Source organism: Curtobacterium sp. MR_MD2014 (genome assembly GCF_000772085.1).
GTDB lineage: Bacteria > Actinomycetota > Actinomycetes > Actinomycetales > Microbacteriaceae > Curtobacterium.
On record NZ_CP009755.1, the window covers coordinates 3,118,387 to 3,134,053 of the forward strand.

The 15,667-nt window shown below is 72.9% G+C and carries 11 protein-coding genes; 1 reads left to right on the forward strand and 10 read right to left on the reverse strand.

All coding sequences use genetic code 11. From position 1 onward, the window contains the following. Window positions 1-85: 85 nt before the first annotated feature. The 9 genes from NI26_RS14435 to NI26_RS14475 form a co-directional block, all read right to left on the reverse strand. Window positions 86-970, reverse strand: coding sequence for an NAD(P)H-hydrate dehydratase (locus tag NI26_RS14435; RefSeq protein WP_066656817.1), 885 nt, complete (start codon window positions 968-970; stop codon window positions 86-88). Beyond that, complete coding sequence (locus NI26_RS14440; protein ID WP_066656819.1) at window positions 960-1,700, reverse strand: histidine phosphatase family protein; 741 nt, start codon at window positions 1,698-1,700, stop codon at window positions 960-962. Before NI26_RS14440 ends, NI26_RS14435 begins: the two co-directional genes overlap by 11 nt. Window positions 1,701-1,841: 141 nt before the next feature. Further along, window positions 1,842-2,801, reverse strand: coding sequence for a hypothetical protein (locus tag NI26_RS14445; protein ID WP_066656821.1), 960 nt, complete (start codon window positions 2,799-2,801; stop codon window positions 1,842-1,844). Between the two features lie 416 nt (window positions 2,802-3,217). Continuing rightward, entirely contained in the window at window positions 3,218-6,346 is a 3,129-nt protein-coding gene (locus NI26_RS14450; RefSeq protein WP_066656823.1) for an alpha-mannosidase, read from the reverse strand. Between the two features lie 61 nt (window positions 6,347-6,407). Continuing rightward, window positions 6,408-7,307: a carbohydrate ABC transporter permease gene (locus NI26_RS14455; protein WP_081985110.1), complete on the reverse strand. Its 900-nt coding sequence runs from the start codon at window positions 7,305-7,307 to the stop codon at window positions 6,408-6,410. A gap of 2 nt (window positions 7,308-7,309) precedes the next feature. After that, window positions 7,310-8,260 carry a carbohydrate ABC transporter permease gene (locus tag NI26_RS14460; RefSeq protein WP_081985112.1) on the reverse strand — a complete coding sequence of 317 codons (951 nt, stop codon included), beginning with the start codon at window positions 8,258-8,260 and terminating at the stop codon, window positions 7,310-7,312. Between the two features lie 103 nt (window positions 8,261-8,363). After that, a complete protein-coding gene (locus tag NI26_RS14465) occupies window positions 8,364-9,728 on the reverse strand; it encodes an extracellular solute-binding protein (RefSeq protein ID WP_066656825.1) in 1,365 nt (454 codons plus the stop codon). Between the two features lie 360 nt (window positions 9,729-10,088). Continuing rightward, window positions 10,089-10,931, reverse strand: a complete 843-nt coding sequence (locus NI26_RS14470; protein WP_066656827.1) for a PhzF family phenazine biosynthesis protein — start codon at window positions 10,929-10,931, stop codon at window positions 10,089-10,091. Window positions 10,932-11,069: 138 nt separating this feature from the next. After that, window positions 11,070-13,622, reverse strand: coding sequence for a lamin tail domain-containing protein (locus NI26_RS14475; protein ID WP_066656829.1), 2,553 nt, complete (start codon window positions 13,620-13,622; stop codon window positions 11,070-11,072). A gap of 160 nt (window positions 13,623-13,782) precedes the next feature. On the opposite strand from NI26_RS14475, the gene NI26_RS14480 reads away from it, so the two are divergent. Then, window positions 13,783-14,211, forward strand: coding sequence for a hypothetical protein (locus NI26_RS14480; RefSeq protein ID WP_144411386.1), 429 nt, complete (start codon window positions 13,783-13,785; stop codon window positions 14,209-14,211). Window positions 14,212-14,376: 165 nt separating this feature from the next. Here the strand turns inward: NI26_RS14480 and NI26_RS14485 are convergent, their stop codons facing one another. Further along, a complete protein-coding gene (locus tag NI26_RS14485; protein ID WP_066656834.1) occupies window positions 14,377-15,627 on the reverse strand; it encodes an ROK family transcriptional regulator in 1,251 nt (416 codons plus the stop codon). Between the last annotated feature and the right edge of the window lie 40 nt (window positions 15,628-15,667).

Consider the following 15,667-nt stretch of genomic DNA (forward strand, 5'->3'; position numbering starts at 1 on the left):
GGGCGTACCTGGTCGTTCGGTTCCACCAGGGACACCCGTTCTGACCAGGTATCGCAGTCGTTCTGGGAAGGAACGAGCGCCGTCGTCAGCCGCCGAGCTCGACCAGGACCCGCGGGATCTCGGTCAACAGTTCGCTGGCGAGGTAGCCCAGTGGCCCGACCTGCACGGCGAGGCGGTCACCCGCGGCGGCGTGCACGTACGACGCCCAGGCGACGGCCTGTGCCGGCTCGGCGCCGCGGGCGAGCAATCCGACCACCACACCCGACAACACGTCACCGCTGCCGCTGGTGCCGAGTCCGCCGGAGCCGGTGCCCTTCACCCAGGCACGGCCGTCCGGAGCCGCGATGACGTCGGACAGCGCGACCACGGCGCCGTACCGCTCGGCGATCTCCCGGGCGTCGGCGACGTCGTCGTCCCCGCAGTCCCGACCCAGCAGCCGCTCGGCCTCGCCGCTGTTCGGCGTGAGGACGAGACGACCGCGCAACGGCCTGAGCCGGTCCTCGACGTCCGCCGCGACGCCGAGCGCGAAGGCGTCCAGCACGACGAAGGTGTCCGGACCGACCGCGTCCGCGATGCCCGCGACGAGGTCCCGAGCACCGTCCGGTTCGTCCAGCCCGGGACCGACCAGCACCGCGTCGGCAGCACCGGCCGTGTCGAGCACGGCATCGATCGCGCCGACGGCGACGTGTCCGCCGTCGTCCTCGGCGAGCGGGACCACGCCCGACTCGGGCACGGCGACCGCGACCTGGTTCGCCACGCTCGACCCGACCGCCAGGGACAGTCGGCCTGCTCCGACCCGCAGTGCGGCGAGCGCCGACAGCATGGCGGCACCCGGGGTGTGGGCGGCGCCGCCGACGACGAGGACCTGTCCCCGGCCGTACTTGCCGGCGCCGGGGTCGGGCAGCGCCCACTCGCGGAGGACGTTCGGCGTGATGTGCTGCGGTGCTGCAGGCTCCTGGTCAGTCGACACGGGCGTCGTCCTTCCGGCCACTGTGCTCGGTGACCTCGTCGTCGTCGAGGTGCCCGACGGCGGAGAACTCCTCGAGCGTCCAGGGGGCACCGGGCCCGTCGCGGTGCAGTCGTGTCAGGGAGGCGTTCGCGACCGTGTGGTCCTCGGCGAACGCCATGAGGGCGTGTTCGTCGAGGTCGAGGCAGACGGCGACGGCGAGCATCACCACGGCGTCGTGCGCGGCGACGAGCAGTCGTTCGGTGCCCTCGAGCCGGTCGACGTCCGTCAGCACGGTGCGGAGGCGGAGCATCACGTCCGCCCAGGACTCCCCGCCGGCGGGACGGTGGTAGTACTTGCCGAGCCACTCTCGTCGGCGTTCCTCGTCCGGGTACCGGTTCCGCACGCCGTCACGGGTGAGCAGGTCGAGGACGCCGAGCTCCCGGTCGCGGAGCCGCTCGTCGACGCGCTTCGGCGGCTCGGTCAGCCCGCCGGCCTCGAGCGCGATGCCGATCGTCTGCTGCGCCCGGCGGTACGGCGAGACCCAGAGGGCGACCGGGACGTCGTCGACGCCGCGGTCGGCGAGCTCCTGCCCGAGCGCTCGGGACTGTTCCTCCCCCAACGGACTGAGCGGGACGTCGGCGTCGCGGTGGTCGACCTCGATGACGTCCGCGCCCTCGGCTTCGGCTCTGGCGGCGGCGACGTTCGCGGTCGACTCCCCGTGCCGGACGAGCCAGATCTCGGTGACAGCCATGGGCGCGACGCTAACCGCGGGCCCCTGGGTCGGCTCCCGGCCACGTCGTCGTCGGGCTGCGGCGCGCTCGGGCCGCTGCGCGCGTGCCTGCAGATCAAGCCGCTCCGGGCCGTGCGCTCCTCGATGCGCGTGCCTGCCGGGTCAGGCCGCCCCGGGCCGTGCGCTCCTCGACGGTCGGACCGGGCACGGCAGTCCCGCGGCTCGGAAGCGTCGGACCAGCCCGTCGGGGTCGAACAGGTCGCGCCACTCGAGCCGGACGATCGTCCGCACGCCGGGCACGGTCAGCAACTGCTCGTGCCGCCGTTTCTCGTCGAGGAACACCTCGGTGGGGCTCCGACCCGCGAGGTACCGCTCCTGCGTGTACTTCGCTCGACCGTCGATCTCGACGACCACACCCTGGTCCGGGAACCAGAAGTCCACCGTGAACCGTCTCCCGCCGACCACGAACTCCTGCTGCAGGACCGGCCCTGGCAGCCCGAGCTCGAGGAACACCACCCGCGCGAAGGACTCGGCGACCGATCCGGCGCGCCCGTCTGCGAGGCCGAGCACGTGCTCCGCTCGACGGTGCCCGCGTGCTCGGGGGTCGACCGCCGCCAGGAGCTCCGCCGCTCCGGTCCCGGCTCGCACCGCAGCGTCCGCCACGACCACCGCGGTGCGCAGGTCGTCCTGCATCGCGATGTCGACGACGGTGCGGGGCACGGTCGTCACCCGGATCCCGTCGGCCGCCAGTAGCTCGTCGCCACGAACGGGACGCGTGTGCAGGACGAGGTCCCGCGTCCGCCCGCGGTACATCGTCTCGGGCACGGTCGCGTGCACGGGGACCTGCCAGCCGCCCAGGGCCGGGAGCCCGAGGACCGCAGCCGCCGACACGTGCGAGGCGACCGCCGCGGTACCGATCCGCCCGAGCCGTGCATGGACACGGGTCACGTAGCGCTGCCGAGGCCCCGCAGCGTCCCAGCGGGCGCCCTCGACGTAGGCGTTCGGGCCGACGCGGATCAACCGGTCAGCGCCGCTCGATCGTGCGCGGCGGCGCAGGGTCGTCGGGTCACACGCGATCTCGCGTGCCGGTCCCGCACGGAGGATGGGGAGTGGACGTTCCATGCCGCGATCGTGCCCGGTCTCCACGCGCCGACGGGTGCCGATCGTGGCAACTGTGGACGAGCCTCCAGTCCGGTCGCCCTGTGCAGGACGCTCGTTCCTTCCCAGAACAGGTGCGGTACCAAGCGTTTCCGGGCGTACCTGGTCGGAACGGAAGACCAGGTACGCCCGGATCGACCAGGTATGCCCGATTCCGCGGGGCGGGGGCGGAGCGGGGGCGGAGCGGGGGCGGAGCGGGGCGTAGCGCCCCGGGCCAGCGCGGCACAGCCCGGCGCGCGCGACGCGGCGCCGGGGGAACGCACCCGTGCTCCCCCGGCGCCGCTGTCTCTCCGCCGCCCCGCTGCCTCGGGCCCAGCGCCGCCGGCCCCGCTGCCACGGGCCCGACGCCGCCGCCCCGCTGCCACGGGGTCGGCGTGGCCTCAGGCCCGCCGCACCCGCAGCGTGACGATCTCGAACGGGCGCAGGGTGAGCACGACGGGTTCCCCGGCCGCCCACGTCCCCGAGCCGAGCGGCCGCTCGAGCAGGTCCACGGCCTCCACCGAAGCGACGTCGAACCCGAACGACACCCCGACGTCCGACGCCCGACCGCCCGAGGCCTCGTAGAGCCGCACGACGACGTCGCCGGAGCGGTCCTCGGCGAGCTTCACGGCCTCGACGAGCACCTGGGGCGAGGACACGACGACCAGCGGCGACACGTCGGCCGACCCCGACCCCGGCACGGACCGCACCGGCAGGTTGAGCCGGTACCCGGAGTCCGCCGCGTCGAGCACGGACTCCCCGACGCGCAGCACCGTCCGGAAGACGTGGTGCCCCTGGTCGGCGTGCGGGTCCGGGAACGTCGGCGCGCGCAGCAGGGACTCCCGCACCAGCGTCGTCGTCCCGCCGTCGGCCCGGGTCGAGCGGGTGATGTCGTGCCCGTACGTGGAGTCGTTCGCCACCGCGACCCCGAAGCCGGGCTCGGCGACGTGCACCCACCGGTGCGCGGCGGTCTCGAAGCGCGCCATGTCCCACGAGGTGTTCTGGTGCGTCGGCCGGTCGATGTGCCCGAACTGGATCTCGCTCGACGCGACGGACGCCCGGACGTCGAGCGGGAACGCGAGCTTGAGGAGCTTCTGCTGCTCGTGCCACTCGACCTCGGTCTCGACGTGCAGCTCCGGCTGCCCGGCGACGGCCGAGTACCGGGTGGTCACCGACGACGAGCCGAAGGGGCGCGTCACGACGAGCGCATCGCCGACCACCTCGACGGAGGCCGCCGCCAGCACGGTCCCGCTGCGCTGGTAGGCGCGGTCGATGTCCCACGCCTCCCACTGGTTCGGGGTGTCGCGGAACACCGTGTACTGCGCGGCGGCAGCGCCGGGCGCGATCGCGTCGCGTCCGGTCGCGTGGTCGACGAACGACACGACGTGGCCCTCCGCGTCGACGGTCGCGGTGACGACACCGGTGTCGAGGACGAAGCAGTCACCGCTCCGGACGGGAGGCACGGCCTCCGTCGCCGACGCGGCGGAACCACCCAGGGCGGTCACCCCGCCCGCTGCGACCGGCGAGGCGTTGAAGCGCACGACCGTCCCGCCCTCGGCGCTGCCCCCGGTCCCGGCGGCACCCGGACCACGCGGAGCGTCGAGCGGCGCCCCACCGTCCCCGGCGAAGGCGGTCGCCGACGCCCCGACCCCGGCGAGCGCCGGCGCACCACCGCTCGCGAGCGCGGTCGTCGAGGCACCGATGAGGTCCTCGAGCACCTCCGCCACCCGCGCGTACTCGGCCTCGGCGTTCTCGTACACCCAGGCGATCGACGACCCCGGCAGGATGTCGTGGAACTGCTGCAGGAGCACGGTGTGCCAGACGGACTCGAGCTCGTCGTACGGGTACTCCGCACCGAGTCGCACGGCCGCGGTGGCCGCCCAGAGCTCGGCCTCGCGGAGCAGGTGCTCGGAGCGCCGGTTGCCCTGCTTCGTGCGGATCTGCGACGTGTAGGTGCCGCGGTGGAACTCGAGGTACATCTCCCCCGACCACACGGCGGGCTCCGGCAGGACGCGCTCGAGCTCCTCGAAGACCTGGGCGGGGGTGCCGAGGTCGACCCGGGGCGAGCCGTCGAGGTCGTGCTGGCGCCGTGCTGCCGCGACCATCTCGCGGGTGGGTCCGCCGCCGCCGTCGCCGAACCCGTAGAGCAGCATCGACGTGTTCGCGACGCCGCGCTCCTTGTTCCCGCGCTCGCCGCGGTGCAGGTCGGCCGCCGAGACGTCCGAGTTGTAGGTGTCCGCCGGGGGCAGGTGCGTCAGGACGCGCGAGCCGTCGATGCCCTCCCAGTGGAAGGACGTGTGCGGGATGACGTTCGTCTCGTTCCACGAGGGCTTCTGCGTGACGAACCACTTCGACCCGGCGGCGCGGACGATCTGCGGCAGGGCTCCGGTGTAGCCGAACGAGTCGGGCAGCCAGGCCTCGGGGGTGTCGATGCCGAACTCCTCGAGGAAGAGCCGCTTGCCCGCGACGAACTGGCGGGCCAGGGCCTCACCGCCGGGCAGGTTCGTGTCCGACTCGACCCACATGCCCCCGACCGGGATCCACCGCCCCTCGGCGACGCGCTGCTTGATGCGCGCCCAGATCGACGGGTAGCCGTCACGGATCCAGGCGTACTGCTGCGCCGACGAGCAGGCGAAGGTGAAGTCGGGGTCCTGGTCCATCAGGTCGAGCACGTTCGAGAACGTGCGCGCGCACTTGCGGATCGTCTCGCGGACGGGCCAGAGCCAGGCGGAGTCGATGTGGGCGTGCCCGACGGCGACGGCGCGCCCGGCGGACCCGGCCGCCCCCACGGCGAGCAGCGGCGCGAGCACCTCGCGGGTCGCGGCAGCGCTGCCGGCGACGTCGTCGGGGTCGAGGGCGTCCGCCGCACGTTCGAGCCCGCGCAGGATGTCCGCGCCCCGGGTGCCGTCGGTCGGCAGCTCGGCCATGAGTCCGCGGAGCACCCAGACGTCCTGCTGCAGCTCCCACACGGTGTCGTCGCGCTCGACGAGCTCGAGCGCGCGCAGGCGGTAGATCGGCTCGGTGCCGGCGGTGGTCTTCGAGCCGAGCGGGGTCGCCCCCTGGAAGTCGTCGCCGCCGATGTCCGGGTTCGCGGCGGCCTCGACGTAGACCTCGAACGTGCCGCCGGGGCCGACCTCGACGGGCACGGTGTCGTTCCGCGGTTCGATGCCCTTGATCGTGGAGCCGTCGGTGCGCCAGGCGAGCCCCTCGGCCTGGAACCCGGGCTGCCGCTTCGAGAAGCCGAGGTCCACCCGGAGCTCGACGGTGGTGCCGGGGTCGACGCCGAAGTCGTCCGGCACGGTGCCGCGGACGCGGAACCAGGTGGTCCCCCACGGCCGCGCTCCCCAGGCGTCACCGACGCGGAACGGCGTGTACTCGGCTGCGACGGCCTCGGCGAACGGCACCGGTTCGTCCGGCACCTGCCAGGCGTCGACGGTGACCGGCGCCGAGCGACGGTGCACGGCGGGGTCGATGCGGTCCCGGACGAGACGGGCGATCCGAGCTTCGACGAGGGGTTCGTCGTGGTGCATGGAGGTGGTTCCTTTCCAGCAGGGACGGTCGGGCGTGGTGCCCGGCGAGCGTGGGGCGCGGTCAGCCCTTGATGCCGCCGGCGAGGGCGTTGCCCCCACCGAGGCCGCGGGACACGAGCACGTAGAGGGCGATGACCGGCACGGAGTACACGATCGAGAACGCGGCGAGCTGCCCGTAGGCGACGGCCCCGTTCTGCCCGAAGAAGTTGAAGATGCTCACCGCGGCGGGCACCTTGTCGGGCGAGAGCAGCAGGACGAAGGGGACGAAGAAGTTCCCCCACGCCTGGATGAACACGAAGATGAACACGACGGCGATCCCCGGACGCATGAGCGGCACGACGATGCGCGTCAGCGTGGTGAACATCGAGGCGCCGTCCGTCCACGCCGCTTCCTCCAGCGAGATCGGCACCGAGTCCATGAAGTTCTTCGCCATCCAGATCGCCATCGGCAGGCTCGTGGCGGCGAGGAAGAAGATGCAGCCGTAGATGTTGTCGATGAGGTTGAGCGACACGAACAGCGCGTAGACGGGCACCATCATCGCGGTGATGGGCAGGCCGGTGCCGAACAGGATGCTGTACAGGAACGGCTTGTTCACCCGCATCTTGTACCGGGACAGCGGGTACGCGGCGAGGAGCGCCGCGACGACCGTCACGACCGCGGTGCCGCCGGAGAGCAGCAGGCTGTTCGCGAGCGGGATGAACGACAGCTCCGGGGTGAGCACCTGGGTGAAGTTGTCGAGCGTGAACTGCGACGGGATCTTCACGGACAGCGAGGCCTGGGCGTCGACGGAGGCGAGCACGAGCCAGAGCAGCGGCACCGCGAAGCACACGGCGATGACGAGCAGGACGATGTTCGACACCCAGCGGAGGGTGCGCCCCCGCGGAGAGGTCATGTGCAGGGCGCCCGGCGCGGTGACGGACCGGGTGGTGTCGGACACGGGACGGTCAGCGGTGAGGGCCATGGTCAGTCCACCTCCGGCTTCAGTGCCTTGATGTAGATGATCGAGAAGACCGCCCCCACCACGAGCAGGATGGTCGCGATCGCGGTCCCGAAGCCGAGCTGCGAGAACTGGAACGCCTCCTGGTACGCCAGGATCGGCAGGGTCGACGAGTTGGTGCCGGGTCCGCCGCCCGTCATCACGAAGATGAGGGTGAAGACCGACAGCGTCTGCAGTGTCGTGAGCATGAGGTTCGTCGAGATGGACCGACGGATCACCGGCAGCGTGATGTAGACGAGGCGCTGCCAGCCGGTGGCGCCGTCGACCTCGGCGGACTCGGTGATCTCCTCGGGGACCTCCTGCACGGCCGCCGAGTAGACGAGCATCGAGAACGCGGTACCGCGCCAGACGTTCGCCAGGATGACCGCGATCATCGGGTACGTGTAGAGCCAGTTCGGCCCGCTGATCCCGATGGAGGCGAGGAACGAGTTGAGCGTGCCCTCGTCGTGGAAGAAGGCGTACGCGGCGAACGAGGCGACGATCTCCGGCAGGACCCATGCCGCGACGACGAACGTGCCGACGACCGCGCGGACGACCTTGTTCGCGCTGCGCATGAGGAGCGCGAGACCGAGACCGAGCACGTTCTGCCCGACGACGGCGGACGCGAGCAGGAACACGATCGTCAGGACGACGGACTTCGGGAAGTCCGGGTCCTGGAACAGCTCGACGTAGTTCTGGAACCCGACGAACTGCTGGTTCGCGGCGTCGACGCCGGTCAGGGCCGCGTTGGTGAACGACCCGTAGAACGACGAGATGACCGGCCCGAGCAGGAAGATGACGAGGAGGACCACGGCGGGCAGGAGCGGGACGACCCGCGTCGCGTTCCGGAGGGGCCGCCGCTTGCGCGGCACGGGTGGTTCGGTGCGCTTCGGCGCGCCGGGCGCCGACAGCGTCGGCGCGAGAGGGGTGCTGGACACGTGGATGCCTTCCGGGTGCGGAGGGGTTCCGAAGGTGGGGTGGGTCGGACGGGAGGCGCGGTGCACGGGGTGATCCGCGCCTCCCGTCCGTCAGACGGTCACGTCACTGACCGGCAGCGACGGTGCCGTCCTTGCCGACGACGCCCTCGACGGCCTTGTCGTAGACGGCTGCGGCCTCGGACGGCGACTGCTGGCCGGTCATGACGGACTCCATCGCGACCTGGATGGCGTTCGACACCTGCGCGTACTCGCTCGTCGCCGGGCGGAAGTTGGTGTGCTCCACCAAGCCGGAGAAGAACTCGAACGTGGGGTTGGCGCCGGTGTACTCCGGGTCCTCGGCGACGTCCTTGCGGACGGCGATCTGGCTGTTCTCGGCGTCGTACTTGATGGAGCCGTCCTTGTCGAGGAACATCGTGATGAAGTCGAACGCGGCCTGCGGGTCCTTCGACTTCGCACCGACCGAGAGCGTCCACCCGCCGGACATCGAGTTGTACCCGGGCTCCTGGCCGTTCTGGGTCGGGAAGGGCGCCTGCCCCATCACGTCGTTCCACTCCTTCCACGGAGCGGTGCCCGTCTCGAGCCACGTGCCCGACTGCCACGAGCCGTCGAGGTCGATGGCGAGCTTGCCCTCGGGCAGCCACGTCTGCGTGATCGTGGTGCCGATGTTCGTGTCGAGCGCCTGCTGCGGGGTGGGGCCGAGGTCACCCTGGTAGACGTCCTCGATGAACTGCAGCGAGTCCTCGAACTGCTTCGACCCGACGACCCACTTGCCGTCCTGGTAGAGCGTGTTGCCGTCACCGTCCGCGCCGTAGAGCAGCATCTCGAAGCCCTGCATGGTCGAGGCTTCGCCCTGTGCCTTGCCGGAGTAGATGTTGAACGGGATGACGTCCGGGTCCTGCTCCTTGATGGTCTTCGCCGCGGCGAGCACGTCGTCCCAGGTCTTCGGCTCCCACGGGACCGGCAGGCCGACCTTCTCGAAGATGTCCTTGTTGTACCAGAGCGCGCGGGTGTCGGTGCCCATCGGGACGCCGTAGATCTTGCCGTCCTCGCCCTCGCCGGCCTGCTTGGCGTTGTCGTAGAACTGGTCCCACTCGTCCCACTTCTCCGTGTACTGGTCGATCGGCAGCAGGTACCCGGCGTCGGCGTCCGCCTTGATGCGGAAGGTGTCCTCGTAGATGACGTCGGGAGCGGTCGCGGGGGCGCGGTTCATGAGGGCGAGCTTCGTGGCGTAGTCGTCCTCCTGCGCCTGGATCGGGACGAGCTCGACCTTCTTGCCGGGGTTGGCCTTCTCGTACTCCTGCTTGACGACCTTCATCTGGGCGTCGAGCTGCTGGAAGGCACCGAACTTCTGGTAGGCGATCTTGATCGTGTCGCTCGAGGCAGAGCCCGAGCTGGAACAACCCGCCAGCCCGACCGCGGCGGCTGCCACGGCTGCGAGTCCGGCGATGATTCGGGTGCGGCGTTTCATCGGTGCTCCTTTGCACGGGATGTCCGCGGGCTCCGTCACCCGCGCGCAGGATTAGTACAACGGATGGACTTATTCGTGTCAAGCACTTTCCGTCACGGGTCGGCAACGGTCCCGCGGGCGCGGGGTGATCCCGTGCGCGCCGGGGCCCGCGGCGTCCGCGCGGGCTCGAAGCTGTCGCGCGTGCCCGGTCGGAACGGGCGTACCTGGTCGGAACGGGCGTACCTGGTCTGCCGGAACGACCAGGTACGCCCGGAAGCGCCAGGCATCGCGGGCGTCAGGGGAAGGAACGGGCGCCCGAGCATCGCGGGCGTCAGGGGGAGGATCGGGCGCCCGGCGTCGCGCGCGGGCGGTGCCGCCGGGTCAGGCGATGGGGGTGGCGCCCCCGGTCACCGTGATGCCGCCGGACTCGGGCACGTCGACGAGCAGCACGCTCGGACGCCCGACGTGTCGACCCTGCCGGATCACCACGCGTGCCCCGGGCGACACCGCGCCGACCGCGCGCAGGTACGCACCGGTCGAAGCCGCCGCCGAGCCCGTCGCCGGGTCCTCGGTGATCCGGCCGGCGGGGAAGAGGTTCCGCGCCTCGAACTCGAGCGGACCCGTCCGGTGCAGGACGGTGACGGTGCCCTCCCACCCGTACTCCCGCTTGAGTGCGGCGAGCGCGGCGGGGTCGAAGCGGAACTGGTGGAAGAGCTCCACGTCGGCGAGCACGACCACGGGGTGCCGGTTGCCGGCGGAGGACTCGAGCACGGGGAACCCCTCGGCGACGTCACCGTCGACGAGCCCGAGCACGGCGGCGAGCCGCTCCCACCGGACGGGATCGATCGGACGGGTCGACGGCTCGACGCTCGTCATCGCGACCTGGACACTGCCGTCGGGTGCGGTCGTGGCGTCGACCGCGATGTCCCCCGCGGCCGTCGAGAACACCCGGGCCCCGGTCCCCTCGCGCTCGGCGAGCACGACGGCGGTGGCGACGGTGGCGTGTCCGCAGAAGGGGACCTCGGCGGCCGGCGAGAAGTAGCGCACCCGGGCGCCGTCCGGCGTCCGCGCGACCACGAAGGCGGTCTCCGGGTACGCCACCTCCTGCGCGACCGCGAGCATCTCGTCGTCGGTCATCCCCTCGGCGTCGAGCACGATCCCCGCGGGGTTGCCGCCCCCGGGCTCGGCGGCGAAGGCGGTGTAGCGGAGGACCTCGGAGCGCATCCCCCGACGCTACCGCGGAGCCACCGACGCCATCGCGGCGCTGGGACGCCATCGCGGAGGCACCGACGCCCCCGCGCGGGACACCGACGCCCCCGCTGTCCGGTGGGACGACGGGGGCGTCGGTCGGGTCGTGCAGCGTCAGGCCGGCGAGCCGACCGTCCGACGACGGCGTGCCACGAGGACACCCGCACCGGCTGCCAGGAGCAGGAGCGCCGCGGCGATCCCACCGCCCAGCTCGGCACCGGTGAACGCGAGCGACCCCGTCGCGGGGTCGATCGTGATCCCGGTCCACCCGAGTACCGTGCCGTCGAACGCGACCACCGCGATGCGGTGCTGCCCTGCCGGGACGTCGGCGGGGACGGCCACCGTCACCGCGCCGTCCGCGGCGACGACCGGCGTCCCGAGGAGTCGTGGCTCGGAGAACAGCCAGACCGCGACGCGCTGCCCGGCGTACCGCGTTCCGACGTCGATCGTCAGCGAGCTGCCCGCGCGGACGTTCGACGGCGCGGAGACCGAGGCACGGTTCCCGTCGACGAGCGCCGAGACGTCCGGCGCGACCGGAGCCGCGGGCGCCGCCGGACCCGGAGCCGTCGGGCCAGGAGTCGTCGGGCCAGGAGTCGTCGGGACCGGGGCCGGGCTGCTGCCACCCGTGCCCGGAGCCGGCGTGCTGTCGCCGCCGTCACCCGGCGCGGGCGTCTCCCCGCCACCGGGCGCAGGTGTCTCCCCGTCACCCGGCGCAGGCGCCCCGCCGTCGCCGTCGCCGTCACCCGGCTCCTCCACCGCGTCGCACGGGTACGTCCCGGCGCGCAGCGAAGCGCCGTTCGTGTCGTTGTCGTCGGCGTAGAAGGTCGCCCGAGCACCGTCCACGCAGCGCCCCGAGATCGCGAAGCCCTCGTTGGCGAGCGTCCGGTCGGCGTTCGCCGGGGCCTCGTACAGCGTCGCGAGCGTGAACGCCCCGTCCTGCACGTCGAACAGCGCGGTGCGGCCGGAGCACGCCTCGTCGCACACGACCCAGAGCGCGTCGAGCGTCGGGTCGAACTGCACCTCGGCCACGAGCGAGAACGGCGCCGCGATCGTGGCCACGCGCTGGGACGAGCCGTCGTCCATCAGCGCGTAGGCGTACACGCTCGCCGTGCCCTCGACGCCGACGAGGAAGAGTCCCTCGCCGTGCCCCGGGTACGCGGCGGGCGCGTAGGTCGCACCGGTGTGCTGGTCGACGAACCCGCGGGACGTCAGCCACGCGTCGGGCACCCAGGTCACGCCCTCGAGCCCGGCGTTCGCGCCCAGGCCCGGGAAGTCCGCGGCGAGGTCCCACTCGTCCGTGGCGCGCAGGACCGACTCGGAGCCGTCCGTGGTCGCGAAGCGCAGCACGGCGGGGCGGCTCACCTTCGACACGTCGTTGTCGCGCTCGGTCGACACGTACACCGCGCCGGGGTCGTCGGCCGTGACGGTGACGCCCTCGGCGTCGGGCGTCCCGGTGCCGTCGGCGTACCGCAGGTCGACGCCCGCGGTGTTCGTCGGCGCCCAGCCGCCCCGGCCGTCCGGGACGAGGTGGTACAGCAGCCCGTCCCCGTTCTGCACGGCCCAGAGCTGCCCGTCCTGCGAGGAGGCGGAGGACGTCCAGTCGAGGCCGCTCAGGTCACCGGTGAAGGTGTCCTCGGCGTCCAGGACGGTCTCGTCCGGGCCGCCGGGCCACGCCTCGGCGGTGACGACGCCGGCGAAGCGGTTCGTCGAGCCCTTCGTCGGCTCGGCCGTCTCGGCGAACGCGCCGGTGCCGTCGGGGTTCCGGCCGTACGTGGTCGCGGCGTGCGCGGTCCACGAGTACTCGTCGACCAGGACGCCGCGGGCGTCCGAGAGCCGCACACGGTCGGCCTTCCCGAGCCCGAAGCCGAACCCGGCCCCGGCCCCGGTCCCGGTCCCGGTCTCGGCCCCGGCCCCAGGAGCGGTATCGGCGTCCGCACCGGCCTGCGCCTCGTCGAGCACGGTGAACCCGCCCGGCGCGACGGTGGTGCCGGCGGGGACCGTCCAGGCGTGGTCGTCCTCGCCGTCCCGCAGCACGTACCCGCCGAGGTCGACCGTGGTCGTCCCGACGTTCGTCAGCTCCACCCAGTCACCCGGGGTGCCGCCCTGCGACTCGACCTCGTTGATGCGGACGGGCGACGAGCAGTCGTTCGGTCCGCCCTTCGTCGACGCGGTCGTGTCCACGAGCGTGCCGGAGCCGTCCGGGCAGCTGCCGTACGTCACGGCGGCGTGCGTCGTCCACGCGTACCGCAGCGTCAGCGTGCCGGAGGCGTCGTACAGCCGCACCGAGTCGGCACCGCCGAGCCCGAAGTCGAAGCCCGACCGGGTGGTGGTCTCCTGGTCGACGACGAGGTACCCGCCGGCGGCGATCGTCGAGCCCTGCGGCAGCGTGTACGCCGTGTGCGACGAGTCGGAGTCGAGGAAGCGCCAGCCGCTCAGGTCGATCGCGGCGGACGAGGTGTTCACCAGCTCGACCCAGTCGGTGTCGTCGGCGTTCGACTCCACCTCGTTGATCGCGAGCCCGGCGGCGGGGCCGGTGGTGACGCGGGCGCCGACGGTCGGGTCGTCGTCACCGACCGCGGCGACGGCGGGGGTCGCGGTCAGCACGCCGGCGGCGAGGGCGATGCCCGTCGCGAGGCCGGCACCGAGCCGCAGGGCGGGGGTGTGCATGCAGGATCCTTCTCGGGGAGGTCAGGGGGACCTGCACGACTGTTCAGCATCCCGGCGTCCGGCCGGTGGCTGCCGGGTGAACGACCGGTGCCGCGTCCTCCCAGCAGGCGTCAGGAGGATGGGAGCGACCACGCGAGCGCGTTCGGTCGGAGAGGGAACCGTGACGGACGACACCAGCAACACCGCACTGCAGTCGATGATCGAGCGTGCCGGGCAGATCACCGCCGAGGAGGCCGAGGCGCTCGACGTCGTCTGGAAGGCCGACGAGCAGATCGTGGTGCCGGAGGCGAGCGCCTCGCTCGCGATCCAGGGCGGCGCCGACGGCCGGATGGTGACGAACGCCGACCTGCTGGCCGCGTGGAAGCACGCACTCGACGCCGCCGGCGAGGCCGGTCGCGTCGACGAGATCGAGGCGGCGCAGGAGGCCGGCAAGGCCGTCAAGCACGGCGGTGCACACCTCCGCGACCGCGCCGGGGCCGAGGAAGCGGTCCGCTCGGCGGTCCTCGCCACCGGCGTCCGCGACCTCCTGACGGACGAGGAGTACGACACGCTCACGGCGGCGTGGCGGAGGGTGTTCGGCGCGGCCTGACGGCCCATCGTCGGACGGGAGGCGCGGGGCGGACCGTCACCGTGCCTCCCGGTCGACGGACGACCGGACGGGAGGCGCGGGGCGGGCCCGACCGGGGCCTCCCGTCCGGCACGCGGTCACCGGCGGGTCGTCGGCCAGCCGCTCCTGTCGACCCGCGTCGACGGGTCAGCGGCGGATGAGCAGCGCGCTCGCGCGCGGTGACAGCGCCGCGTCGAGCACGAGGCACGCGGCGCCGACGGCCGCCACGTCCGCACCCCGCCCGCTGTCCACGACCGCGATCGGGTGCTTCGGGACGAGCAGCGGCGACCCCGTGATCGCGGCCCGCGCCGCCGGCAGGGCGACCGGGGCGATGCGCGACCAGAACGGTCCACCGAAGACCACGCGGTCGACGTCGAGCAGGTTGACGATGACCACGACGGCCCGGCCCATGACGGTCCCGGCGTCGGCCGCGAGTCCCGAGGCGACCTCGTCGCCGGACGCGATCGCCTCGCCGAGGGAGTCCCAGGCCCGCTGCACGGCGGTGACGTCGTCCGCCCGAGCAGCGCCGGGCAGCCGGAGCCCGCGGTCCCGCGCGACCTCGACCAGCCGTGCCGGGGCGACCGCGGCCCCGACCTCACCCCGCGGACCGGAGCCGTCGGGGGTCCCCGCGAGCGCCCCCTGGTCGACCATGATGTGCCCGGCGTCGCCCGCGTTCGAGCCGGTACCGCGGACGGGTTCGTGGTCGACGACGAGCCCGACGCCGAAGCCCGTCCCGAAGTAGACGAAGGCGAAGTTCCGCGCCGAGGACTCCCCCGCCAGGAACATCTCGCCGACGACCGCCGCGGTGACGTCCTTCTCGAGCAGCACCGGGAAGCCGGTCGCCTCGGCGAGCGCGTCGCGCAGCGGCACGTCCCGCCAGCGGGGCAGGAACGGCGGGTCGAGCACGACGCCGGCGTCGACGTCGATCGGCCCGGGGCTCGCGATGCCGACGCCGAGCACGCTCTCCGCCGCGACACCGGCGTCCGCGACGAGGCCGTCGACGGCGGTCGCGATGGTCCGGACGACCTCGGCGGGGTCGTCCGCGGAGGGCGTCGACGTGGTGGTCTCGGCGACCACGCTGCCGGCGAGGTCGAGGAGCACGTACGTCACGACCGCGGGGTCGACGTGCACACCGACCGCGTACCGGCTCGTCGCCTCGAGCCGCAGGATCGTCCGGGGCTTCCCACGGCCGGCGACCACGGTGCCGGACTCGACGATCATGCCGGCCTCGATCAGGAAGCGCGTGACGTTCGACACCGTCTGGGCGCTCAGGCCCGTGCTCGCGGCGAGCTCCACACGGCTCAGCCCGTCGGGCGAGCGGCGGACGGCATCGAGCACGACGGTGCGGTTGAAGCCGCCGATCGACGGCAGGTTCGCCCCGCGCCGATGCTCCGCCATGCCGCGACCCTACCGCCGCCCGTGCGCACGCAACGGTGCT

Excerpts from the sequence above, each read along its gene's own strand:
- NI26_RS14440 (WP_066656819.1), bottom strand. The coding sequence starts at position 1,700 with ATGGCTGTCACCGAGATCTGGCTCGTCCGGCACGGGGAGTCGACCGCG.
- NI26_RS14445 (WP_066656821.1), bottom strand. The coding sequence starts at position 2,801 with ATGGAACGTCCACTCCCCATCCTCCGTGCGGGACCGGCACGCGAGATC.
- NI26_RS14450 (WP_066656823.1), bottom strand. The coding sequence starts at position 6,346 with ATGCACCACGACGAACCCCTCGTCGAAGCTCGGATCGCCCGTCTCGTC.
- NI26_RS14455 (WP_081985110.1), bottom strand. The coding sequence starts at position 7,307 with ATGGCCCTCACCGCTGACCGTCCCGTGTCCGACACCACCCGGTCCGTC.
- NI26_RS14465 (WP_066656825.1), bottom strand. The coding sequence starts at position 9,728 with ATGAAACGCCGCACCCGAATCATCGCCGGACTCGCAGCCGTGGCAGCC.
- NI26_RS14470 (WP_066656827.1), bottom strand. The coding sequence starts at position 10,931 with ATGCGCTCCGAGGTCCTCCGCTACACCGCCTTCGCCGCCGAGCCCGGG.
- NI26_RS14475 (WP_066656829.1), bottom strand. The coding sequence starts at position 13,622 with ATGCACACCCCCGCCCTGCGGCTCGGTGCCGGCCTCGCGACGGGCATC.
- NI26_RS14485 (WP_066656834.1), bottom strand. The coding sequence starts at position 15,627 with ATGGCGGAGCATCGGCGCGGGGCGAACCTGCCGTCGATCGGCGGCTTC.